We start from the raw sequence: 21,345 nt of genomic DNA, 5'->3' as shown, positions 1-21,345 counted from the left end.
CTCCGTTAATGTCCGTAGACCAGGATGGGTTCGTCATAACGGGTGTCGTACACCGTGCGGCTGGGCACGTCCCGGTCATACAGTCGTGGCCAGCCCAATTCGCAGTAGCGGCCGATCCGGACGCCAGGGCTGACCACTGCTCCCATACGCAGAATGGCGTGCGCGCCAATTTCCGTGCCCTGGCCAATGCTGACGCCGATGTCGCACCAACATGAGGGGCGCAGATGCACGCCAGCGCCGATCTTGACCCCGCTATGCAATACGGTGTTGTAGTCGATGCGGCTGCCTGCGCCGACCACCACGCCGTCGCCGATGAAGCAGTTGCGGCCGATCACTGCATCTGCGGCGACCACGGCCGACGTGCTGACGAAAGGCTCCAGGCTAAAGCCGCGCGTCATCGCCAGTTGCATCAGCTCCATGCGCTTGAAGTTGCCGAAGCGTTCGTCGAACGCCACGAACATGGCCCCGTCGGTCGGATTCAGTCCATCCAGCACGCCAGGATCGAATTCGTGTTCCGAGTCTTGTGGCACTTCGATCCGAATGACCGTCTCGTCCTGACGCGCCTGCTTCCAGGCGTGAAACGCCAGGTCGAGGTATGCGCTGCTGCCGATGATCCACCTAGATCTCATGTTCGGTTTCCATCAGCGCCGTGTACCAGCGTTCGACCAGGCGATTCATGGATTCATAGGCGCCCTGGGTGGGCAGAGGCGCATCTGTGTGCAACGCGGACTGCACCCGCTCCATGATGTCCACGTCTTCGCCCACCACTACCTTGCTGCCATGCATCTGTGTCAGCAGTACTTGGCTGGAAGAACCGTAAGGCTGTTTCCTGCGCGCGCTAAACCAATAGATTTCCAAATCGGTCGTGTCCGGCGCAACGGGGATATGGTGTTCCAGGGTGAAAGAATAGCCGCCGTTGGAACTGGCGATATGCATGTTCGGGAAGGCTAACCAGTTGAAGTAGGCATCCTGCTCGCCCCAGCGTTCCACTTTATCGTGCCAGCCGAAGTGCTTAAGGTCGGGTATGGGTGCGTCCGGGCCACCGAAACTGAAGCGGCGCATTTCGCGCCTCAAGGCAGCGGGCGAGCTGTCTTGCAAAGCGTCCATCGACTCTTTGGCTTGTTCTTCGTCTACCTCTGCAACGAAGCTGACACTCTTGGCTAGGGTCTTCGGGTGGACGAAGCGCGGATGATTGGCATCCCGAAGATTTTCGTAAGCGAGTTTCCAGTTGTACCGGCCACGCCATGTGGTGACCATGACCTCAGTGTCATAGGCGTTGGAACTACTTTCCAGCAAGGCGATGAAGTCTGCCGAAAACTGTTCCTCGATTGGCATTGGGTTGGGGCCGAGGTTGACGAACAGCAGGTTGCCGATGGCGCGCAGTGAGAATTCGCGCAGCTTCAAGTTGTCCTTTTCACTAGTGTCCAGGCGATAGATCGCGTCGCAGTCCGGGATGTTCTTTACCCGGCCTTGTTCGTCGTAACTCCAGGCGTGGTAGGGGCACACCAAAGGCCGGCAACCGATAGCACCGGTTTGAATCAGTGCACTGCGGTGGAGGCAGACGTTCTCGAACGCACGGATTTGGCCGTGGAAGTTCTGGATCACGACAGGAATCCCCGCGATCTTGCGGGTGATGAAGCAGTTGTTTTCCCGCAGCAGTGTCTTGAGCCCTGCAAACAACCAAACCCGACGGAAGATCTTGCGCTGCTCGCGCTCGAAGATTTCCTGCGACAAGTAATACTTGGGGTGCATCCGGGAGCGCATGGATCAGTCTGTTGGTATGTTTTTGTGGAAAATAATTTTGGCCGGATTGCCGAACACCGTGGCACCGGCCGGTACGTCCTTCAGTACCACCGCGCCGGCTCCGATGACCGCGCCGTCGCCGACCTTGACGCCTGGCATCAGGGTGGCGCGCGGGTGCACGGTGACGAAGTCTCCAATCTGTACGCCGCCGCCCATGAATGCCATTGCGCCTACGTGCACGTAGTCACCGATGCGGACGTCGTGCCCGAGCATGCTCTGGGCATGGATTGTGACAAAGTCTCCGATACGCACGTCTGGCCCGGAATGGACCATCAGGCCAAAGAAGCAGCCCTGGCCGAACTGCACCCGCCTGCCCAGGCGGACGTCGGTACAGATTGGAATGAACCGTCCGCCTTTTTCGAGGATCGGCAGAGCGTAGCGGTGGCGGTCGTAGGGATTGCCCATCGCACAGACGAATACATCGTCAGGCTGTGGCAGGTAGCTCATCGGATCGCCGATGATCGGTGTGTCGACACCGTAGCTGTCTAGGATATCGGTACGGCTGTCCAGGAACCCGCCGATCAGCCAGTCCTTGCCATGCCCGGCATCGTTACGCATTTGCTCCAGGACTTCGCGGCCCCAGCCGCTGGCGCCGATGATGAGGACGCGTTCCATCAGAGCACCGCCCCGCCGTCCATGACCAGGCTGGTGCCGGTGACCCAGCGGCTGGCGTCGGACAGCAGGTAGACCGCAGCGTTGGCGACATCTTGCGGTGTGCCCAGACCCAGTGGATGGCGCACGCGTTGTTGATTCAGCGGTTCGTTGAGCTCGTTGTCCTCACCCCAAAGGCGCGGAGTGGGCACGACCGATGGCGAAATCCCGTTGACTCTCACGCGGTGCCTCGCTTGTTCCAGAGCTAAGCACCGGATAATGCCCAGCAGGCCGGACTTCATTGCCGAATACGGCCCCACGCCGCGTGTACCAATATGCGCGGAGGTGGACAGCATGAACACGAGTGAGCCTTGCGCATTAATGGCATTGGCTTGCAGCAGACGCTGCGTCAGCATGACCGGTGCAAGGAAATGCACCTGGTACATACGCGTCATCAGTTCTTCCTTCAGCTGGCGGATCGGCGACAGCATCTGCCCGCCGAAGCAGTGCACTACGCCGTCGATGCGCTGGCTGGCTTGCACCAGGCGCTCCCGATCCTCCGCAACAGTCAGGTCGGCCTGCACCTGCACATGCCCGTCGCCTGCCAGTTGCGCATGGGTTTGCTGCAGACGCTCGGGATCGCGACCGCTGATCACCAAGCGCGCGCCGCGCCGTGCGCAGGTCAGTGCGATTTCCTGGCCAAGGCCGGATGATGCGCCGGTGACCAGGATGGTCTTGCCCGTCAGGGAAAAGGCGTTGCGAGTCGGATTGCTCATGCGTAGATATCCATCGGCACGGTCAGGCCACCATCTACGACGAAGTAGTTGCGGGTAACCCAGCGACTTGCGTCGGACAGATAAAACACCGCCGCGTAAGCCACGTCTTCCGGTTCGCCCAGTCCCAGCGGTGTCTGTTTGGCGTGCTCGTCGATGTTGCCACCGCTCTGGTTGAGGCCGTCGAGCATTGGCGTGCGTACGTAGCCGGGGGCGATGCAGTTGGCGCGGATACCGTGCTTGGCCACTTCCAGTGCCAGAGTGCGCATTGCGCCGAGCAGGGCCGCCTTGCTGGCGGAGTAGGCGGCAGTGGCCACCGGGCCGACGTGCGAACCCACCGCCGAGATAAATAGGATCGAGCCTTTGGCGTTGATGCGCTTTTTCGCCAGCAGGCCGCGCGTCAATAGCAGCGGTGCATAGACATTACTGGCGAAGGTTTCGTCCAGTTGCGCGCGGTTGATCATCCGGAATGGTGCTAGCCGGGCGATACCGGCCGCGTGTGCGACGCCATCTAGGACACCGACCGACGCCACGAGATGGTCGATGTCCTCCTGCTTGTCCAGGTTGGCGATCACCTGCTCATGCCCTGTGCCTTCAAGTGTGGCGAAGGTCTCGGCCAGGCGGCTTTCGTCGCGGCCGCTGATGACCAGTTGTGCGCCGATCTGCGCGCAGCTCAGCGCGATCTGTCGTCCGATGCCTGACGATGCACCGGTGACCAGGATGCGTTTGCCCTGCAACGAGAACGGGTCGTTCGGATCGACGGCGGTATTCACGACTCGATCAACTCTGGAAACATCGCGCCTTCGATATCAATCAGGCAGGTACCCCAAGACAAGCCGATCCCGAAGCCTGAAAGAAGGACACGCTTGGGGCCAGATTCGAGTTCCTTATTGATGCGCGCGGTCATCGTCACCGGCAGCGAGGCACCGCTGGTGTTGCCGAAGTCGCGCAGGGTGGAGGGGACTTTTTCCACCGGCAGGCCGAGCTTCTTGCGAATGGTCTCGTTGATCATCCGGTTGGCTTGATGGAACACGAAGTAATCGATGTCATCCTTGCTTACAGCGGCATAGGCGATTAATTTTTCGACTGCGGGAGGAATGCGCTGGGTCGAGAAGCTGAGCACGGCGGTGCCATCGAGTTGTAAATCGGTGGCCCGGTGCCAGCGATCCTTCTCGTTTTCCCGATAAGGCATCAGGTGCTGCATGGCAACCGGTTCGCGTTGACCGCCCACCGGCAGGATGATCGCCTTATAGCCGCTGCCATCGCTGTTGAGGTCGAAATACATTGGCGGCGCATCGGCACTGAACTCCAGCGCGGTGGCGGTGCCAGAGTCCGAGAAGATCGGGTCTTCCAGGTTCGCGCTACGGTCGCCCACCAGCAGCAGTCCCTTTTTGACGCCGCCGGCAGCGATCATCGAGCCGAGCAGGTTGATGCCGAATGGGTAGGCCGAGCAGCCCAGATTGACGTCGAACGCGACCGTGGCATGCGATAGGCCCAGCCGGTCCTGCAGGATGATGGCGGTGGCCGGAATCGGATAGTCCGGCGATTGCGTCACCACGATCAGTGCGTCGATCTCTTCGCGCTTCCACTGCAGCTTGTCCAGCAGCACTTCCGTCGCATCGAAGGCCAGGTCCGAAAAGCACTGCCACTCCGAGGCCATACGGCGCGTCTCGATGCCGATGTTGCGCACCAGCCGCTCGCGTTCGGAGCGGATCTGCGGCCGGCAGTCGGTGAGATTGGACACGACCCGCTTGGGCACGCAGGTCGCCATGCCGGCAAAGCGGACGTTGTGCAGCGTGGAGGTCGGCATGGTGCTTACGCCTCGGTGAGTTTGTAGAGATCGCCCACGGTGACGGCGGTGGTGAGATGTTCGCCGGTGATGGTCTTGCCGTATTCCATGTCGAACATGACGATCACGCCCAGCGCGGCCAGCGAATCCCACTCCGGCAATTCCAGCAGCACGGTCTCCAGCGTGACCTCCACCGGTTCCTGGAAGTCGGTGGCGGAGAGGAAGTTCTCGATAAATGTTGCCTGGGTCATGCGATCTCGCCTGGTTGCCTGTTGAAGAGATGGGAGTCTGAAATGCAGGTGCAGCGTCTTGCGATCATGTTGCCTGTGCGCCGGCGATCAGGTCGGCGATGGTGTCGACCTGGTCGCTGTGCAAGCCGGGAAAGATCGGCAGGCACAACACCTGCGCGGCCACCGAGCGCGCCACCGGCAACCACGCCGGCGCCGACGAGGGCAGGGCGCGATACATCGGGAAGTCGCTGATCAACGGATAGAAGTAACGCCGTACCAGGATGCCGTGTTCGCGCATCAACTGATACAACGCATCGCGCGACAGCGGGTAGTCGTCCTGCACCAGGATCGGAAAATACGCGTGATTGGCGCTGGAATGCTGTGGCGATGCCACGCAGCGGATGCCGCGCACTGCGCTCAGCCGCTGCCGGTACTGCGCGTCGATGGCGCCGCGTTGCGCAATGGCCTCGTCGATGTGCTTGAGTTGCAGCAGGCCGAACGCGGCGCTGATCTCATTCATCTTGCCGTTGATGCCCGGTGCGACCACCGTGGTTTCGTCGACGAAGCCGAAATTTTTCAGATGCCCGATGCGTTGATAGGTTCTCTCATCAGGGCACACGATGGCGCCGCCTTCGAAAGTATTGAACACCTTGGTGGCATGAAAGCTCAACACGCTCAGGTCGCCGTGACGCAGGATCGAGCCGCCGTCATCGCGCACGCCGAACGCATGCGCCGCGTCGTAGATCACCTTGAGGTTGTAGATGTCGGCGATGCGCGTGATCGCAGTGGTGTCGCACGCGGTGCCATAGCAGTGCACCGGCATGATCGCGGTGGTCTGCGGGGTGATGGCCGCCTCGATCTTGGACGGGTCCATGTTGAGCGTCACCGGGTCGATATCCACGAACACCGGGGTGATGCTCTTCCACAGCAACGAGTGCGCCGTGGCCACGAAGGAGTAGGGCGTGGTGATGACTTCGCCGGTGATGCGCAGCGCCTGCAAGGCGGTGATCAACGCGGTTGTGCCGTTGGTCAACAGGGCCAGATGCGGCACGCCCAGGTAGTCGCACAGCGCCTGCTCGAGCGCACGGTGCATCTCGCCGCCGTTGCTGAGGATGCGACTGGTCCAGATCCGTTCCAGATACGGCAGAAAGTCTTCCAGCGGCGGCAGCAGCGGACTGGTGACGGGGATGGGCATCAATGCCTCGCTGGGACGGGTGAATGTCGGGATTCCGCCGCAACCGGTGGCTGCGGACGGAGTGATCCTGTTGAAGCAAGCGCTATGCCAGCGGGCGCTGGCGGAGCGGTGGCCCGCTCAGTTCGCCAGCTCGGTCTGCTCGCGGTCGATGCCGTACTTGCGCAGCTTCTCCACCAACGTGGTGCGGCGCAGGCCGAGCAGCTGGGCCGCATGCGCAACCACGCCCTGAGTGCGTTCCAGTGCCTCGTTGATCAAGGCCAGCTCGATGGTGGCCATGTGGCCACGCAGGTCGATGCCGTCGTCGGGCAGGCTGGCGGCAGCGGCCGGTTCGGCATCGGCCGTCTTGGGCTGCAGCGTCACCACGTTGCTCGGCAGTGCGCCAGCGTCGGTGGGCGCCGCCACAAAGGCTGGTTCCGGCGGCAGCTCGACCGGAATGGACGATGCAAAATCGCCGCGATAGCGCGCCGGCAGGTCCTGCACGCGCACCAGCCCACCGGGATGCAGCACCGCCAGGCGCTCCACCAGGTTGGTCAGTTCGCGCACATTGCCCGGCCAGTCGTAGCTGCGCAGCGCCTGCAAGGCTTCATCGGCAAAGCGCACTTCGCCGCGCCCGGTACGCGCCAGCTGGCCGGCAATCGTCTGCACCAGGATGGCCAGATCGTCGACGCGCTCGCGCAACGCCGGCATTTCGATCGGGAACACGTTGAGGCGATAAAACAGATCCTCACGGAACTGCCCGTCGCTGATGCGCGTTTCCAGGTTGCGGTGGGTGGCGGCGATGACGCGCACGTTGCAGCGGATGGTCTGACCACCGCCAACGCGCTCGAAACTGCGCTCCTGCAGCACGCGCAACAACTTCACCTGCATCGGCAAGCTCATGTCGCCGATTTCGTCCAGCAGCAACGTGCCGCCTTCGGCCATTTCAAAGCGGCCCTTGCGTGTGGTCAGCGCGCCGGTGAAGGCGCCTTTTTCGTGACCGAAGAGTTCGCTTTCAAGCAGATCCGGCGGGATCGCGCCGCAATTGATTGCGACAAACGGCCCGTCGCGGCGCGGCGAATGTTGATGGATGGCGCGCGCGACCACTTCCTTGCCGGTACCGGATTCGCCCAGCACCAGCACGGTGGTGTCGAACGCGGCCACCTGGTCGATCAACCGACGCAGGCGGGTGACTGCCTCGCTGTTGCCGGTCGGACCGGTGTCCTGCTGCACGCCGGCCTGATGCTCGGCATCCAGACGCTTGAGGCTTGCGCGGCGCAGCAGGGCTTCCAGCTGTGCGTGGCGCAGGGGGGTGTCCAATGCCCAGACATTGGCTTCGTGCAGGCCGTGCGTCTGCGCAAACGTGATCGGGCTGCCTTCCATCAACAGCACCGGCGGCGGCAGCTTGGCATCGGCCAGCCAGTCGAAGAATTTGTCGGCCTGCGCGGCGTCCTGCGCCGAGCCCACCATCACCGCCATCCACTCATCGTGGCGGTGACGGCCAGGATTGATGTCGGCGCCGTCGGTGACCCAGCGGGGATTGAAGTCCATGAACTCGAGCAGCGACACGGTGCGCTCGGCGCGCACGGCGTCACTGTCGATCAACAGAATGCGGGACTCACTCATTCCTGGCTCCTTCCGTCAGGCCCTCCAGGATTGGCATGACTTCCTGGATATAGGACAGCTTGCTGACAAAATTGTCAGCACCCGCGCGAAGAGCGTGTTCACGATGCTCGGCATCGTCGAAGTGGCTCGCGATGACAATATACGGCGGATCGTCCTGCGTCTTGATCAGACGCGTTGCCTGCAGTCCGCCCATCTCGGGCATGGCCAGATCCATCAGCACGACATTGGGGCGCAGCGACTCAGAGCGCTCGATCGCTTCCAGTCCATTGGCGGCACTGCCCACGATGTTGAGCCACTCCACTTTGCGAAAATGACGCATCGCAGCGTTGATGAAGCCCTCGTGGTCGTCGACCAGCAGCACGGTGAGTTTGCTCATAGTAGTCCTTATCCCGCTCGCGCAAGCAGCGGTTTGTTATTACGGCGGCGCTCGCGGGCCGGGGCGATCTCGAGTTGTTCGCGGTATTTGGCCACGGTCCTTCGCGCAATATTAACGCCCTGGCGCGACAACAGGCCGGCGATGGCTTCGTCGGCCAGCGGGCGACCTACCGGCTCGCTTTCGATCAAACGACGCACCATGGCTTTGACCGCCTGGCCGGAGACACTGGCGCCTTCCAGTCGCACGGCGAAGAAATGTTTGAGTTCGAAGGTGCCGCGCGGGGTTTGCAGGTATTTGCCGGTGGTAATGCGCGAAATCGTCGATTCGTGCATGCCGATCTCGTCGGCGATTTCCTTCAACGTCAGCGGTGCCATCGCTTCTTCGCCGCGCGCCAGGAAGGCGGCCTGGCGTTCGACGATCGCACGCGTGGCGCGCAGCAGGGTTTCGTAGCGCATCGACAGCCCGCGGGTCAGCCAGCGCGCTTCCTGCAGCATGTCGCGCAGCGGCTGCGCGGCATCGCCGGCCTCGGCCAATGCGCGTTCGTGTACCGGGTTGATGCTGACGCGGTGCGTGGTGGCCGGATTCAACGCCACGCGCCAGCTGCCATCGGCATGCCAGGCGAGCACATCCGGAATCACGCTGGCGTTGCTTTCCTGCAGCAGGTCGTCGCCCGGGCGCGGCTGCAGCGACAGGATCAGCCGCACCGCTTCGCGCGCATCGTCCACCTCGGCATCGTGCGCACGCGCCAGCAGCGCGTAGTCGTGGCTGGCCAGCAGATCCAGATCGCCGGACAGGATGCGCGCAGCCAGATGACGAGCCGGGACGCGGCCGGGCAGGGCGTTCAACTGGGCTTGCAGGCACTCGCGCAGGTCGCAGGCGGCCAGCCCGGCCGGGTCGCCGTGCAGCAGGCGCTGACGGATCCCTTCCGCTGCCTCTACGGTCATACCCAGGCGGGTGGCGCCAAGCTGCTGCAGCGTCGACAGCGCCTCGGTCAGATACCCCGCGTCATCGGTCTGCTCCAACCAGAACGCGGCGGCCCCCAAAGCGGCCTCGTCCAGGTCCAGCGCCAGTTCGCGCAGGATGCGCACATGCGGGTCGGTGGACTCGCCGGCGGCCACGCGCTGCATGCGGTCGTCGTCGCCATCGTTCCAACTGCTGCTCTGCACGTCCCACATCGTGCTTTCCGGCAGCTCATCGAACGCAGCGATATCGCCGGCGCCATCGTCGTTGGTGGTGGCCTCATCCCCGTTATCGGCCAGCTCTTCCAACTCCAGCAACGGATTGGTTTCCAGGGCACGACGGATTTCCAGTTCCAACTGCATGCCGTCCAATTGCAACAGACGGATCGACTGCAGCAACTGCGGGGTGAGGTGCAGTTGCTGGCCAAGCTGGGCGGAAATGGTCGTCTTCATGGAAGCGCTTCCGAAGGGCGCTGCATGCAGCAGCGATGGAACGCATCTTGCAGGACAAAGCGACGGGTTTCTAATCAGGGAGTCAGGTGAGGTGGCTCATGATTTTCCTGACAGTCTGTCAGGAACTCCCTGACATGAAGGGCGAGCTCAAGCGTGCCCGCCGGAATTCCGTCACTGTTTTCGTCGCGGCGGCCCTGTGCGGGCCGCGCCGTGTATTTCGAATGACCGATACGGCGACTGCGGTTGCAATCGCTCAGACCAGTTCGTTGTGATGCTTGGCGGCCAGCAGGACCAGGTCGTTGGCGCGACGACAGCCCAGCGATTCCATCATGCGTGCGCGATGGGTTTCGACCGTCTTGACGCTGATGCCCAGGTCGGCGGCAATTTCCTTGTTGCTCTGTCCGCGGCCGATCTCACGCAGGATTTCGCGCTGACGGGGGGACAGGGCGGCGATGCCGACCGGTTTTTCGCGGCCCAGCATCGGCGCGATCATCTTGGACGAGATCTGCGGGCTCAAGAACACCTGGCCGGCAGCGGCGGCACGCAGCGCCAGTTCCAGCTCCAGCGGCGCGGCGTCCTTGACCACGAAACCGACCGCGCCGCGATCGAGCGCATCGCGCACGTGCACCGGGTCGTCGTGCATCGACATCATCACCACATGCGTGCGCGGCGCGGCGCGCAGCACGTCGGTCATGGCATCAAGACCGCTACGGCCGGGCAGGGACAGGTCCATCAGCACCAGATCCGGGCGATGCAGGGATGTCATATCCAGGGCTTGTTGCGCGTTGCTGGCCTCAGCGACGACATCGATGCCGGCGAAGGTTTGCAGCAGCCTGGACAGGCCTGCACGGACAAGGGTGTGATCGTCGACGATGATGACTCGCACGGCGCAGATGAGACCTTTTTTCGGTATGGGGCACCTTAGCCGACCCGGCGTCTGGCGCCAACTAGCGGGATCAACGCTGGCGGCGGGCGTCGGCGATCTGACGGCGATGTAAACGAAACAAATGACGTTCCAGGGCGTCCTGCAAACCCGGCGACAGGGGCGCGAACCGCAGCCACAGCCACTGATCGTGACCATCGCTGGCGCTTGCCAGCACCTCGGCAGGAAGCTGTACCAATTCAGGAAGCCAGTCGGATGGCTGCAGGCAGACACTGCCCGTGGTGCCCGGTACGTGGCTGGTTGCGCAATTCAAGCGGATGCCGCGGACCGACCAATGCACCACATCCTGGATCAGGCCACTGTCGCCCTGGCGGACCAGGCGGCCGATCAGTGCCAGCATCAGATCGAGCTTGGCATCCATGCGTTGCACCAGCAGCGGCAGTTCGCCACGGTCTTCGCTGGTTTCTTCACTACGCAGGTCTTCGACCTGGCCGAGGCTGCGTAGCAGGGTTTCTGCGGCGCTGTGCGAGCCGGCGTCGGCACCGGCGTGGAAACCGGCCGGCAGACGCAATTCGCAACTAAGCGTGTCGGCAAACAGCTCGGCATCGGCGGATGGCGCGCGTGTGCCGAGCGCGGTCATCAGATCCGGCCGACCCGTGCGTAGGCGAGGCTGGCCGACGACGAGGTGCGCTGCGCGCGGATCAGGTCCAGCAGCTTGCGGCGACGGTCGAGCATCATCCGCATCAAGTCCTGCTGCATCGTCTGCAAGGTCTGCAGCGCGTCGCGGTCCTGGCTTAGATCCACGTGCTGCGCATACTCGCGCAGGTGCAGGTCATGGCTGTCGAGCAGGAACGGCATCGCCTCGAAGTCCTCTTGCGCCATGGCGAGGCGGAGATCGGCGATTTCGGCTTGAAGGCTTTGCGCGTTATGCATGGCTGGACTCAGGAAACCGCAGCGAGGCCGCGTTGTTCGAGGGGGATGGAGTTCCACGCCGAGTCGATTTCGCTGAGCAACTCCAGCGCTTCGGTCAACGCAGTCTCGTCGTTGTGCAGGTTGGCTGCGGTCAGACGCTGCATAACGTAGTCGTACAGGGCCGACAGGTTACCAGCGATCTCGCCGCCGGCTTCGTGATCGAGCGAGCCGTTCAAATGACCGACGATGGCGCAGGCTTCGCCAATGGCCTTGCCCTTGCGCGCCTGGTCGCCCTGCGCCAGGCAGGCCTGGGCCAGACGGATGCGCTGGCAGGCGCCAGCGAACAGCAGCGACACCAGCTTGTGCGGGTCGGCTTCGGTCACGCTGGTGGACACGCCGACCTTGCGGTATTGCTCGGCATATTGACGATTGGAACCGTACATGGATGACTCCTCAATGGGCTGACCTTCGCTGGTCCCGGAGCGCTGTGCTCCTGCGACGACGCTCCTGCCAGAAGGCAAGGCCGAAATCACGATAGGCCCTTCTTGTATCGGCAAGACCCTTGCGGGACTTGAGGATCGGCATCACGGAAATCAGCTGTTCAACAGACTGCTGAGCGAACTGGCGCTGCTCTGCAGCTTGCTGATCATGGTTTCCATCGCGGTGAACTGCGCTGTGTAACGATCGGTCAGCTTGGTCATGCGTGCGTCCAGGTCGTCCAGGTCGGCCTCATAGCCCTTGATGGTCTTGTTCAAGCTGTCCGAGCGCAGGGTCAAGGTGCCGTTGTTGGCGTTGACGTTGCTGTCCAGCAGCTTGGTCATGCCGGAGCCGAACTTGCTGTCCTTGCCGAGCACCTCGGCGGCAGCGCCGCCGTCGGAGGCGATGGCGGTGTCGAACTTGGCACCGTCGAAGCTCATCACCCCATCCTTGTCGATGGTCAAGCCCAGCGCCTTGAGCTCGTTGACGTTGCCGCTGACCTGGCCGCGCAACTGCTGCTGCAGGCCACGCACCAGCGAGTCGCCGGTCAGTGCCGAGGCGGTCTTGGTGGTGGCGTCGTAGGCGCTGCTCTTGGCCAGCAAGGTGTTGGCGGTGTTGTAGGCGGCGGCGTACGCAGTCAGATTGGCCTTGAGGCCGCTGGTGTCGGCGGCGACGCCCAGGTTGAACTTGGTGCCTTCGGCGGCCTTGGTCAGGTTGAGCACTACGCCTGGCACGATGTCGCTGATGGTGTTGGAGCTGGAGGTGCGCTCGAAGCCGTCCACGCGCACCAGCGCATCGGCGGCAGCCACCTGCTGTGTCAGGCCGCCGGTGACACCGGCGCCGAAGGTGAGGCTATTCAAGCTCGGGTCGCTGGCACTGACGGTCAGCGCCCCCTTGGTGCCGGAGTCGACCGCGTTGAAGACCAGATGCTGGCCATCGTTGGCGGTCACCACACTGGCGGTGACGCCCTTGCCGCCGGCGGCCTTGTTGATGGCTGCAGCGATGTCGGTGAGCTTGTCGGTGCCGCTGATGTCGACGGTAACGCTCTGGTCGCCGTAGCCGATCGTCAGCGTGCCGCTGCCGACCGTGGCATCGGCGGTGAATGCGCCGGAGGCCAGTTTCTGCGACGCGGCCAGCGAGACCACTTCCACCGAATAGTTACCGGGCGCGGCCGAGCTGGTGGTGGTGGCGGTGAAGCCGGCATCGGTCGGGACCGTCGCCTTGTAGGCGTTGGTATCGGCACTGCTGACAACCTTGTCCAGCGCAGACTTGAGCGTGGTCATGCTGCTCTTGATCTGACTGATGGCCGACAGCTGCGTGGTCGCTGCGGTGCCGGCCTTGTTGATGCGCGCCTGCTCCGGATCCTTCTGACGGGATACCAGGGTGGACACCACGGTGGGGATATCCAGCCCGGAGCCGGACGTACTGATCACCGATGCCATGTTGCATTCCTCGTCTGGGCATCCGGACAGCGGATGCATGGGATTACGAGACGGGTATCGGCCGCATCCGGGAGGACTTTAGCGGCGCCGACGCGTCTTGTTGACCACCAAGCCGATGCAACTTCCGTGCCGGCCGCGCCAAGCGACCGGCGTCAAAAAACCCGCACCCACAAAAAAGCCCCTCCGAAGAGGGGCTTTTGATTTGCTGCGAAGCGCTTCTGAACGACTGCGGCAAGTTACTGCAGCAGGCTCAGCACGTTCTGCGGAACTGACTTGGCCTGGGCCAGCATCGCGGTACCGGCCTGCTGCAGGATCTGCGTGCGGGTCAGCTCGGCGGTTTCCTTGGCGTAGTCGGTGTCGCGGATACGGCTACGCGAGGCCGACAGGTTTTCCGAGGTTGCGCTCAGGTTGGCGATGGTGGAGGTGAAGCGGTTCTGCACCGCACCCATGTCGGCGCGCGAGGAGTTGACCGCAGTCAGCGCCTTGTCGACGATTTCCAGAGCCTTCTGCGAGCCGGAGAACGTGGAGATATCCAGGCTGCTCAGGGTCGAAGCGGTGGCGCCGGAAGCGGCCGAAGCGGTTTGGATGCCGGCACCGGCGGTGATGCCGGTGGCGCTGGAGGTGCCACCGGACAGCGAGGTGAAGTCCTGGCCAGCCTTCAGCGATTCGATCTGCACCGTGCCGTCGCTCTTGATCGAAGCGTACATGCCGGTCTGGTCCAGCTTGTCGTTGATGGCCGCAGCGACCTTCTTGTTGACATCGGCAGCGGTGTCGCCCGAGCCAACCTTGACGTCGGCGATGGCAATGGTCTTGGCCGAACCGCTGGCATCCTTGAAGGCCAGGCTGATGCCGGTGACCGAACCAGACGCGGTGGCGGTGCCGGTCACGCCAGCGCCGGAGACGGCGGCAGCGAAGTTGGCCTTGCCCAGCGAATCGACGTTGGCATCGACGATGCTGTTGATGCCGATGGTCTGGCCGGCGTCGGCGCCGACCTGGAACAGCGCGCCGGAGAAGTCGCCGTTCAACAGCTTGGTGCCGTTGAAGTTGGTCTGGTTGGCAACGCGGTCGATTTCGGCGGTGAGCTGCTTGACTTCCGAGTTCAGCGCGTCACGGTCGCTGGACGAGTTGGTGGCGTTGGACGACTGCACCGACAGCTCGCGGATGCGCTGCAGGTTGCTGCCGATTTCGACCATCGCGCCTTCGGCGGTCTGGGCCAGCGAGATACCGTCGTTGGCGTTGCGCGAGGCAACGTCCAGGCCGCGGATCTGCGTGGTGAAACGCTCGGAGATCGCCAGACCTGCGGCGTCGTCCTTGGCGCTGTTGATGCGCAGGCCCGACGACAGACGCTGGATGCTCGTCTGCATGCTGGCGCTGCTGGTGTTGAGGTTACGCTGAGCGTTCAGCGACATTACATTGGTGTTGATTACCTGTGCCATTTTGATTTCTCCTAAGCGATTTTTCCGGCAAGGGGGACTTGCCCGGAGCCTCCGCAGGGGGGCCATCAAGTTGGCCGTTGCCGCTGCTGAGATGAATAACGGCGTTGCGTCGGGAACCTTTAGCGAAATTCAGTATTTTTTTACTGCTTTTCAGCTGCGGGACGAAATACGTAAGCGTTGTGTATCAAGGGGTTTGGTTTATTCGGCAGCACCCCTTAAATCTTTAGCGTTGGTATAACTCTTCGAAAAATAAACTCCGTCCGCCTGCGCAAGTGCTCACGCGCAGGAGCGAAGAAAACGCGGGTTTTCTGCTGCAAATCAGCGGATCATGTTGAACAAGGACGACGACTGCATCTGCTGAAAAATGGTCTGAGCGGCCTGCAATGAGGCCTTCTCGAGTTCGTACTGCCCGATCGCCGAGGCGTAGTCCAGATCGCGGATCGACGACAGGGTGGTCTTGAGCGTGACTTCGTTGGATTCGAGCAAGGAGTTGGCATTGTCGATGGCCGACAACTGCGCGCCGCCAGAGGCGCGCGCGTCGATCATCTTCGACGAGGCCTGCGCGATGTCGCGCATGGACGTCTGCAGCGTATTGATCATCGCTGCCTTCTGCGGCTTGGTCAGCGTGTCGGAATTGAGCGCGCCAACCAGATCGTCAATGGTGGAGAACACGTCCTTGGTGGTGGAGGCGCCGATCTGGAAACTGTCGCCGACCGCCGGTGCGCCGCTGATGCGCATGCGCACGCCGGCCGCGGTGATGTCGTCGCCATCCTTATAAGTACCAGTGCTGACCACTGCATTGGTGCTGTCGCGCACCTCATAGGTGTCGGCGGCGGTGAACTGCACGCTGTAGCTGCCGCCGTTCCAGCTGCCGGTACTGGCATCGCGGCTGAAATCCAGCAGTAGGCCGGTGCCGGTATTGGCGTTGGAAGGGTGCGCGTCCACGGTGCCGTCGCCGGTGCGGATGCGCATGAAAATTTCGCTGCCGGGCAGGGTGTCGCTGACAAAGGTGTCCGGCGCCACTTCGACCTGCTTCTGGGTCTGGTCGCCGTTATAGACGACGCCGCCATTGCTCTTGATAAACGGTGCGCTGCCATCGGCGCTGCCGCCGAACAGATAGCGCCCGGTGCCGTCGGTGCTGTTGGCCAGGCTCACCATGCTGTCGCGCAACGCGGTCAGTTCCGATGCGATCGCCTTGCGGTCGTCGGGGCTGAGCGAGGAGTTGTTGGCCTGCACCGCCAATTCGGTGACGCGCGCCATTTTATCGCCGGCTTGCGAGAGCGCGTTTTCCTGCAGGCCCAGGCGGTTCTGCACGTTGTTGGCGTTTTCGCCGAAGCGGGTAATCGCGGCCAGCGCGCGATCCAGACCCACGGCAGTGCCGGCAGCGACCGGATCGTCCTTGGCGGTCACCAGGCGCTGCCCGCTGGACAGCTGCGATTCGAGCTGGTTCAGCCGCGTCTGCTTGGCGCCCATCGAGGCGATTGACTGGCTGTACATCATGCTGGTGGAGATACGGTCGGTCATCAGCGTACGGCGCCCAGGATGGCTTGGAAGATGGTGTCAGCGGTGGAGATCATCTGTGCGGCCGCCTGATAGGCCTGCTGCAGCTTGAGCATGTTGGCGGCTTCCTCATCGAGGTTGACGCCGGAAATCGAATCGCGACTGGCCTGCGCCTGGTCGTTGATGACCTTCTGCGCGTCGGCGGCGTAATCGGCCGCACGCGCGGCCGAGCCGACTGAGGTGGTCAGGCCCGACAGCGCGCCGTTGAGCGTGACCGTGCCGCCGCTAAGCGCTTTGGCATCGTCGATCTTGGCGAGCAACTTGGCATTGCCGTTGTCGCTGGAGCCGGCGCCCGTCGGACCGACGCCAAACGTGTCGCCAGCCTTGGGCGCGCCATCCAGCGCGAAGCTCCAGCCGTTGGCGCTGATGGTCTGGCCGGGGGTGTAGGCGAACGGGCCGGCGCCGTCGATGGTGTATTGGTTGGCATCGATGAACTCCACCGACGACGGGGTCAGCAGCGCCGGGTTCTGCGCATTGGTGATCTTGACGTCGCTGATCTTGCCGGAGCCCAGGTTGGCGACGGTGGCGGTGGCCTTGACCGGCGTTGCTGCGGCAATGCGCGACGGGTCGGTGATGGCCACCGACACGGTGCCGGCCAGTCCGGAAGTGGGCTGCAGCAGGAATTTGTCGCCGCTGGCCGGCGTGCCGCCGACCACCATGCTGACGCCATTGAGCACTAGCGGGTTGGCAGCGGTACCGGTGCCGGTCATCGGCACGGCCGCGCCGGTGCTGGCGCTGGTGGCTTTCCACGCGGTGCCATCGAAGCTGAGCGTGACGTTCTGCCCGTCCACGGCCGACATATTGCTGAAACTGGCGGTCAGCGAAGCGGTGCCGGTATTGCTCGGGTTGGCCGCAGTGGTGGGCGAGCCGATGTTGAAGAAGTTGCCGCCCATCGCGCCGTACAGGTCCATACCCTGGGCGTGACCGGCGTTGAAGGTGCTGGCCATGCCTACCGCAAGGCGGCCCAGTTCGGCCTGGGTCGGCTCCAGCACGCTGCTGCGGAATTCCAACAGGCCGCCGATCTGCCCGCCTAGCGAATTGGCGCTGAGGCTGACGTTCTGCCCCTGGGTCTGCATCGCCACCTGCAGCTTGGTCGGCTGGTACGGGTCGGCGACGGTGGTGAGCTTGGACGAGGTCGTTCCCACCACCAGCGCTTGGCCGCCGGCGGTGAAGACATTCATGAAACCGCCATCCTGGATCACCGCGGTGCCGCCGGTGTAGCCCACCAGTTTGCTCACCAGCGCATCGCGCTGATCGAGCATGTCCGGCGCAGCGTTGGCCGCGCTATTGCCGATGGTGCCGTTGAGTTTGGCGATCTGCTGCGTCAAACGGTTGACTTCGTCCACCGAGGACGTCAATCCGCTGTTGACTTCATTGCTCAGGCTGTCCATCTGCCCGTTGAGCTGCTTGAAACGCGTCGCCAGCGAGTTGCCGCTGTCGAGCATGCTCTGGCGCTCGGCGGTGGAGGAGGCATTGGACGACACCGCGCTGGTGGAATCGAAGAAGTTCGACCACAGCCCAGCCACGTTGGTGGCGGTGTTGGAATACAGCGCGTCCACGCGGTTGGACAGCGACGACAGCTGCTGCAGGCGCGAGAGTTCGCCGCCGCTGTCGAGCAGGCGCGAGATGGCCAGCTGGTCCGCCACCCGGCCCACGTCGGTGATCTTGGCGCCATTGCCCACGAACGCGTAGCCCATGTCGGTGGGCGTGCGCGTTGCAAATTCCACGCGTTGGCGGCTGTAGCCTTCGGTATTGATGTTGGCGACGTTATGGCTAACGGTCGACAACGCCCGTTGGAAGGCGATCAGCGCGCTGGTCCCGGTGGACATGATGGACATGGGCGTTTACCTCAACGACGGATGGTGCCAAGCCCGGCAGGCTCGGCGGTGCTGGCGTAACGGTTGGACAGATCTGCCGCTGCGTTGCCGATGGCGGCGACCGCACGGTCGATGGTCGGGCCGTTGGCGATCGCCGCGATCTTGGCTGCGTAGCCCGGATCGGTGGCGTAACCAGCCTGTTGCAAGCCGCGTGCAAAACCCTTGATATCGGTGCCGGCCTGCAACGCGGATTGGTAACGGCTGTTGTTTTTCAGCAGGCGCACGTAGTCGGCAAAGCTCTCTTCGGCCGAGCCATAGGCGCGGAAATCGGCGGTTTCGGTGGTTTTGACGCCGTTGACGTATTCGTGGGTGCCGGTGGTGACCTTGTTGCCACTCCAGCCGGTCGCCTTGATGCCGAACAGGTTGTTGGAATCGCCACCGTTGCCGATGCCGCGCCGCCCCCAGCCGGTTTCCAGCGCGGCCTGTGCGACCAGCGCACGCGGGTCCACACCGAGTTCGCGCGCGGCTTTCTGTGCGTGCGTCCAGATCTTGGCGACAAAGCCTTCCGGTGTGCGCTCGCCGAGGCTGGCAGCAGCAGTGCTGGCCGCGCTCGCGTTGACGGCGGTATTGGCATCGGCGGCGTCGCTGGCGGCCACATCGGACCAGCGATCGTTGGCCGACGGCCAGCTCAGCGCGGCCGCGTCGTCGCTGCCGGCATCGCTGCCGCCGCTGCGCCCGGCGATCAGATCCAGCACCTGGCTCATGCCGATACCGGTCAGGCCGCCTGCGCCGATGCCTGCAGCGGCGCCGACAGCTGCGCCGAGGCTCGCACCGACGCTGGTTGCCGCGCCGTCGCGGGCAGGCAATGGCAGCGATGCATCGCGCTTGCCGGCGACCAGGGCATAGGCCTTGGCCGCTTCGGCGGTGCTCAGCGAGGTGTTCAACGCCGGGCCGCCAGTGTCGCCACTCAACTGCTTGGAGATCATCGCCGACAGGCCCAGTCCCTTGCCTTCGGTCAGCGCCTTGGCCATCTGCTGGTCGTACATCTCGCGGAACATCTGGTTTTCGCCAGGAAACATCGGGTCGCCGGAGCTGGCATCGCGCATGCTCTTGACCAGCATCTGCGCGAACTGGCCTTCGAGCTGACGTGAGACCTTGTCGATCTTTGCGGGATCGGCCTTGGTGCTCGGGTTGAGATCAATGGGCGAGGCTGCGATACGCATGTCAGATGACCTCTAGCTCCGCCGTCAGCGCGCCAGCCTGCTTCAGGGCTTCGAGAATGGCGACCAGGTCGCCGGGAGCCGCGCCCACTTCGTTGACCGCGCGAACGATCTGATCGAGCGTGGTGCCGCCTTCGAACTTGAACATGCGGCTGCCTTCGGAGGTCGCCGTGATCGTGGACTGCGGCGTCACCGCCGTGCGGCCGCCACTAAAGGCGCCCGGCTGACTGACGTTGGTGTTTTCGCTGATGGTCACGGTGAGCGAGCCATGCGCGATGGCGGCCGGCATCACCCGCACCAGCTGGCCGATGACCACGGTGCCGGTGCGTGCATTGACCACCACCTTGGCCGGTGCATCGCCCGGAGAGAGTTCGACATTTTCCAGCCGCGCCAGCAGGCCGATACGCGCACCCGGGTCGGTAGGCGAGCGCACCGCCACGGTCACGCCATCCACCGCACGCGCGGTGCCGGCGCCGAAGCTGCTGTCGATCGCCGCGACCATCCGCGAGACGGTGGTGAAGTCGTTCTGGTGCAGGTTGAGGGTGATCTCGCCGCTGCCGGCAAACACATCCGGTAATGCGCGCTCAACGGTGGCGCCGTTGGGGATACGGCCGACGCTGGGAATATTGACCGACACCCGCGAGCCATCCTTGCCCTGCGCGCCGAAACCGCCAACCACCAGGTTGCCCTGGGCCATCGCATAGACCTGGCCATCGGCGCCTTTCAGCGGTGCCATCAGCAACGAACCGCCACGCAGCGACACCGCGTTGGCGATTGAGGACACGGTGATGTCGATCGGCTGGCCCGGCTTGGCGAACGGCGGCAACTCGGCGTGGATCGCCACGGCCGCGACGTTTTTCAGCTGCGGGTTGACGTTCGCCGGAACATTGACGCCCAACTCGCCGAGCAGGTTTTTCAGGCTCTGTACGGTGAAGGGCGCCTGGCTGGTGCGGTCGCCGCTGCCGTCCAGGCCGACCACCAGGCCATAGCCGACCAGCGCGTTGCCGCGCACGCCGCCGACCTGGGCGAGATCCTTGATGCGTTCGGCCGATGCCGGTGCGGCAATCGCGCACAGCGCGACGGCGGCGGCGAGCAAACGGAAGGGCAGGGATGACAGATTCATGGTCGCAGGCTCAGTAGGGCGACAGACGGGAATTGAAGAAGCGGCTCAACCAGCCCATCGCGTTGGACTGCGCGATCGCGCCGCGGCCGCCGTAGGCGATGCGGGCATCGGCCACCTTGCTCGACGGCACGGTGTTGTCCGGGGAGATGTCGGCGGCGCGCACGATGCCTTGCACCTGCACCAGCTCGTCGCCCTGGGTCAGGCGCAGATTCTTCTGCCCCTGGATCACCAGATTGCCGTTGGGCAGGCGCTGCATCACGGTGACGGTCACGCTGCCCTGCATGCGGTTGCTCTGCGCCGTGTTGCCCTTGCCGGCAAAGCTGCGGTCGCCGTTGGTGGAGTTGCGCAGCACGTCGGTGCCGTTGACGGTGAGCGGCACGCCAAGCAGCGTGGGCGTGCTCATGTCGACGGTGTCGGCCTTGCTGATGCTGGTGTTGGCGGTGGACGAGGCGGTGGTGCTTTCCACCAGGTTCACCGTCAGCAGATCGCCGACGTCGCGGGCGCGGCGGTCGCCATACAGGTTCAGCCCCGGGCCGGCGGCATAGATCGCACCGGCGCTGGGCTGCGCCACCGGCGCGACCACCGGCACGATCGGCGCCAGTTCGGCGAACGGCCGCACATCGCCGGCTGCCACGCAGCCACCCAGCAGCGCGCTGCAGGCAATGGCAAGAGACAGCGAAGAGAGAGAGGGCAGGCGTGACATG

Annotated in this window: 22 protein-coding genes; all 22 read right to left on the bottom strand. The window is 63.7% G+C overall.

Going from position 1 to position 21,345, the window contains the following annotated elements; translation table 11 throughout:
- Nucleotides 1-5: 5 nt before the first annotated feature.
- On the bottom strand, nt 6-629 hold the full coding sequence (locus RQH86_RS04975) for a UDP-3-O-(3-hydroxymyristoyl)glucosamine N-acyltransferase (protein ID WP_311240105.1): 624 nt from the start codon (nt 627-629) through the stop codon (nt 6-8).
- A complete protein-coding gene (locus RQH86_RS04970) occupies nt 619-1,764 on the bottom strand; it encodes a Rieske 2Fe-2S domain-containing protein (RefSeq protein ID WP_311240106.1) in 1,146 nt (381 codons plus the stop codon). The genes RQH86_RS04975 and RQH86_RS04970 overlap by 11 nt, the downstream gene beginning before the upstream one ends.
- A gap of 3 nt (nt 1,765-1,767) precedes the next feature.
- Entirely contained in the window at nt 1,768-2,418 is a 651-nt protein-coding gene (locus RQH86_RS04965) for an acetyltransferase (RefSeq protein WP_311240107.1), read from the bottom strand.
- A complete protein-coding gene (locus RQH86_RS04960) occupies nt 2,418-3,170 on the bottom strand; it encodes an SDR family oxidoreductase (RefSeq protein ID WP_311240108.1) in 753 nt (250 codons plus the stop codon). Before RQH86_RS04960 ends, RQH86_RS04965 begins: the two co-directional genes overlap by 1 nt.
- The gene (locus RQH86_RS04955; RefSeq protein ID WP_311240109.1) at nt 3,167-3,940 is read right to left on the bottom strand and encodes an SDR family oxidoreductase; all 774 of its coding nucleotides are present in this window, start codon (nt 3,938-3,940) and stop codon (nt 3,167-3,169) included. The genes RQH86_RS04960 and RQH86_RS04955 overlap by 4 nt, the downstream gene beginning before the upstream one ends.
- Nucleotides 3,937-4,977, bottom strand: coding sequence for a ketoacyl-ACP synthase III (locus tag RQH86_RS04950; protein WP_311240110.1), 1,041 nt, complete (start codon nt 4,975-4,977; stop codon nt 3,937-3,939). Before RQH86_RS04950 ends, RQH86_RS04955 begins: the two co-directional genes overlap by 4 nt.
- A gap of 5 nt (nt 4,978-4,982) precedes the next feature.
- Nucleotides 4,983-5,207 (bottom strand): acyl carrier protein, encoded by a 225-nt coding sequence (locus RQH86_RS04945; protein WP_055854478.1) that lies wholly within the window; start codon nt 5,205-5,207, stop codon nt 4,983-4,985.
- Between the two features lie 64 nt (nt 5,208-5,271).
- The gene (locus RQH86_RS04940; RefSeq protein ID WP_115561984.1) at nt 5,272-6,381 is read right to left on the bottom strand and encodes a DegT/DnrJ/EryC1/StrS family aminotransferase; all 1,110 of its coding nucleotides are present in this window, start codon (nt 6,379-6,381) and stop codon (nt 5,272-5,274) included.
- A gap of 117 nt (nt 6,382-6,498) precedes the next feature.
- Entirely contained in the window at nt 6,499-7,983 is a 1,485-nt protein-coding gene (locus RQH86_RS04935; RefSeq protein WP_055854474.1) for a sigma-54 dependent transcriptional regulator, read from the bottom strand.
- The gene (locus RQH86_RS04930; RefSeq protein ID WP_005997154.1) at nt 7,976-8,359 is read right to left on the bottom strand and encodes a response regulator transcription factor; all 384 of its coding nucleotides are present in this window, start codon (nt 8,357-8,359) and stop codon (nt 7,976-7,978) included. Before RQH86_RS04930 ends, RQH86_RS04935 begins: the two co-directional genes overlap by 8 nt.
- A gap of 8 nt (nt 8,360-8,367) precedes the next feature.
- Nucleotides 8,368-9,771, bottom strand: coding sequence for an RNA polymerase factor sigma-54 (gene rpoN / locus RQH86_RS04925; protein ID WP_311240111.1), 1,404 nt, complete (start codon nt 9,769-9,771; stop codon nt 8,368-8,370).
- Between the two features lie 253 nt (nt 9,772-10,024).
- Nucleotides 10,025-10,657: a response regulator transcription factor gene (locus tag RQH86_RS04920; RefSeq protein WP_055854470.1), complete on the bottom strand. Its 633-nt coding sequence runs from the start codon at nt 10,655-10,657 to the stop codon at nt 10,025-10,027.
- A 70-nt stretch (nt 10,658-10,727) separates the two neighbouring features.
- The gene (locus tag RQH86_RS04915) at nt 10,728-11,294 is read right to left on the bottom strand and encodes a PilZ domain-containing protein (RefSeq protein ID WP_311240112.1); all 567 of its coding nucleotides are present in this window, start codon (nt 11,292-11,294) and stop codon (nt 10,728-10,730) included.
- A complete protein-coding gene (locus tag RQH86_RS04910) occupies nt 11,294-11,587 on the bottom strand; it encodes a hypothetical protein (RefSeq protein WP_055854464.1) in 294 nt (97 codons plus the stop codon). Before RQH86_RS04910 ends, RQH86_RS04915 begins: the two co-directional genes overlap by 1 nt.
- Nucleotides 11,588-11,595: 8 nt before the next feature.
- Nucleotides 11,596-12,009, bottom strand: coding sequence for a flagellar export chaperone FliS (gene fliS, locus RQH86_RS04905; protein WP_055854461.1), 414 nt, complete (start codon nt 12,007-12,009; stop codon nt 11,596-11,598).
- A gap of 150 nt (nt 12,010-12,159) precedes the next feature.
- On the bottom strand, nt 12,160-13,485 hold the full coding sequence (fliD, locus tag RQH86_RS04900; protein ID WP_311240113.1) for a flagellar filament capping protein FliD: 1,326 nt from the start codon (nt 13,483-13,485) through the stop codon (nt 12,160-12,162).
- Between the two features lie 236 nt (nt 13,486-13,721).
- Entirely contained in the window at nt 13,722-14,921 is a 1,200-nt protein-coding gene (locus RQH86_RS04895) for a flagellin (RefSeq protein WP_311240114.1), read from the bottom strand.
- 318 nt (nt 14,922-15,239) lie between these two features.
- Nucleotides 15,240-16,445, bottom strand: a complete 1,206-nt coding sequence (flgL, locus tag RQH86_RS04890) for a flagellar hook-associated protein FlgL (RefSeq protein ID WP_055854455.1) — start codon at nt 16,443-16,445, stop codon at nt 15,240-15,242.
- Nucleotides 16,445-18,319 (bottom strand): flagellar hook-associated protein FlgK, encoded by a 1,875-nt coding sequence (flgK, locus tag RQH86_RS04885; protein WP_115512935.1) that lies wholly within the window; start codon nt 18,317-18,319, stop codon nt 16,445-16,447. Before flgK ends, flgL begins: the two co-directional genes overlap by 1 nt.
- Before the next feature lie 11 nt (nt 18,320-18,330).
- Nucleotides 18,331-19,521 (bottom strand): flagellar assembly peptidoglycan hydrolase FlgJ, encoded by a 1,191-nt coding sequence (flgJ, locus tag RQH86_RS04880; protein WP_115527747.1) that lies wholly within the window; start codon nt 19,519-19,521, stop codon nt 18,331-18,333.
- Between the two features lies 1 nt (nt 19,522).
- Nucleotides 19,523-20,641: a flagellar basal body P-ring protein FlgI gene (locus RQH86_RS04875; protein ID WP_055854446.1), complete on the bottom strand. Its 1,119-nt coding sequence runs from the start codon at nt 20,639-20,641 to the stop codon at nt 19,523-19,525.
- A 10-nt stretch (nt 20,642-20,651) separates the two neighbouring features.
- Nucleotides 20,652-21,344 carry a flagellar basal body L-ring protein FlgH gene (gene flgH, locus RQH86_RS04870; protein WP_055854443.1) on the bottom strand — a complete coding sequence of 231 codons (693 nt, stop codon included), beginning with the start codon at nt 21,342-21,344 and terminating at the stop codon, nt 20,652-20,654.
- Nucleotide 21,345 lies beyond the last annotated feature (1 nt).

Origin of the sequence: Xanthomonas sp. WCS2018Noco2-27, assembly GCF_031843525.1 — a bacterium.
In the GTDB taxonomy this organism is placed as follows: Bacteria; Pseudomonadota; Gammaproteobacteria; order Xanthomonadales; family Xanthomonadaceae; genus Xanthomonas.
This window is presented reverse-complemented; position numbering and strand designations above follow the sequence as displayed.

Coding starts and splice junctions, on each gene's coding strand:
- RQH86_RS04940 (WP_115561984.1), bottom strand. CDS start 6,381: ATGCCCATCCCCGTCACCAGTCCGCTGCTGCCGCCGCTGGAAGACTTT.
- RQH86_RS04970 (WP_311240106.1), bottom strand. CDS start 1,764: ATGCGCTCCCGGATGCACCCCAAGTATTACTTGTCGCAGGAAATCTTC.
- fliD (WP_311240113.1), bottom strand. CDS start 13,485: ATGGCATCGGTGATCAGTACGTCCGGCTCCGGGCTGGATATCCCCACC.
- RQH86_RS04960 (WP_311240108.1), bottom strand. CDS start 3,170: ATGAGCAATCCGACTCGCAACGCCTTTTCCCTGACGGGCAAGACCATC.
- RQH86_RS04930 (WP_005997154.1), bottom strand. CDS start 8,359: ATGAGCAAACTCACCGTGCTGCTGGTCGACGACCACGAGGGCTTCATC.
- RQH86_RS04950 (WP_311240110.1), bottom strand. CDS start 4,977: ATGCCGACCTCCACGCTGCACAACGTCCGCTTTGCCGGCATGGCGACC.
- RQH86_RS04875 (WP_055854446.1), bottom strand. CDS start 20,641: ATGAATCTGTCATCCCTGCCCTTCCGTTTGCTCGCCGCCGCCGTCGCG.
- RQH86_RS04895 (WP_311240114.1), bottom strand. CDS start 14,921: ATGGCACAGGTAATCAACACCAATGTAATGTCGCTGAACGCTCAGCGT.
- RQH86_RS04945 (WP_055854478.1), bottom strand. CDS start 5,207: ATGACCCAGGCAACATTTATCGAGAACTTCCTCTCCGCCACCGACTTC.
- RQH86_RS04965 (WP_311240107.1), bottom strand. CDS start 2,418: ATGGAACGCGTCCTCATCATCGGCGCCAGCGGCTGGGGCCGCGAAGTC.
- fliS (WP_055854461.1), bottom strand. CDS start 12,009: ATGTACGGTTCCAATCGTCAATATGCCGAGCAATACCGCAAGGTCGGC.
- RQH86_RS04910 (WP_055854464.1), bottom strand. CDS start 11,587: ATGCATAACGCGCAAAGCCTTCAAGCCGAAATCGCCGATCTCCGCCTC.
- RQH86_RS04975 (WP_311240105.1), bottom strand. CDS start 629: ATGAGATCTAGGTGGATCATCGGCAGCAGCGCATACCTCGACCTGGCG.
- RQH86_RS04935 (WP_055854474.1), bottom strand. CDS start 7,983: ATGAGTGAGTCCCGCATTCTGTTGATCGACAGTGACGCCGTGCGCGCC.
- flgH (WP_055854443.1), bottom strand. CDS start 21,344: ATGTCACGCCTGCCCTCTCTCTCTTCGCTGTCTCTTGCCATTGCCTGC.
- flgJ (WP_115527747.1), bottom strand. CDS start 19,521: ATGCGTATCGCAGCCTCGCCCATTGATCTCAACCCGAGCACCAAGGCC.
- flgL (WP_055854455.1), bottom strand. CDS start 16,445: ATGACCGACCGTATCTCCACCAGCATGATGTACAGCCAGTCAATCGCC.
- flgK (WP_115512935.1), bottom strand. CDS start 18,319: ATGTCCATCATGTCCACCGGGACCAGCGCGCTGATCGCCTTCCAACGG.
- rpoN (WP_311240111.1), bottom strand. CDS start 9,771: ATGAAGACGACCATTTCCGCCCAGCTTGGCCAGCAACTGCACCTCACC.
- RQH86_RS04915 (WP_311240112.1), bottom strand. CDS start 11,294: ATGACCGCGCTCGGCACACGCGCGCCATCCGCCGATGCCGAGCTGTTT.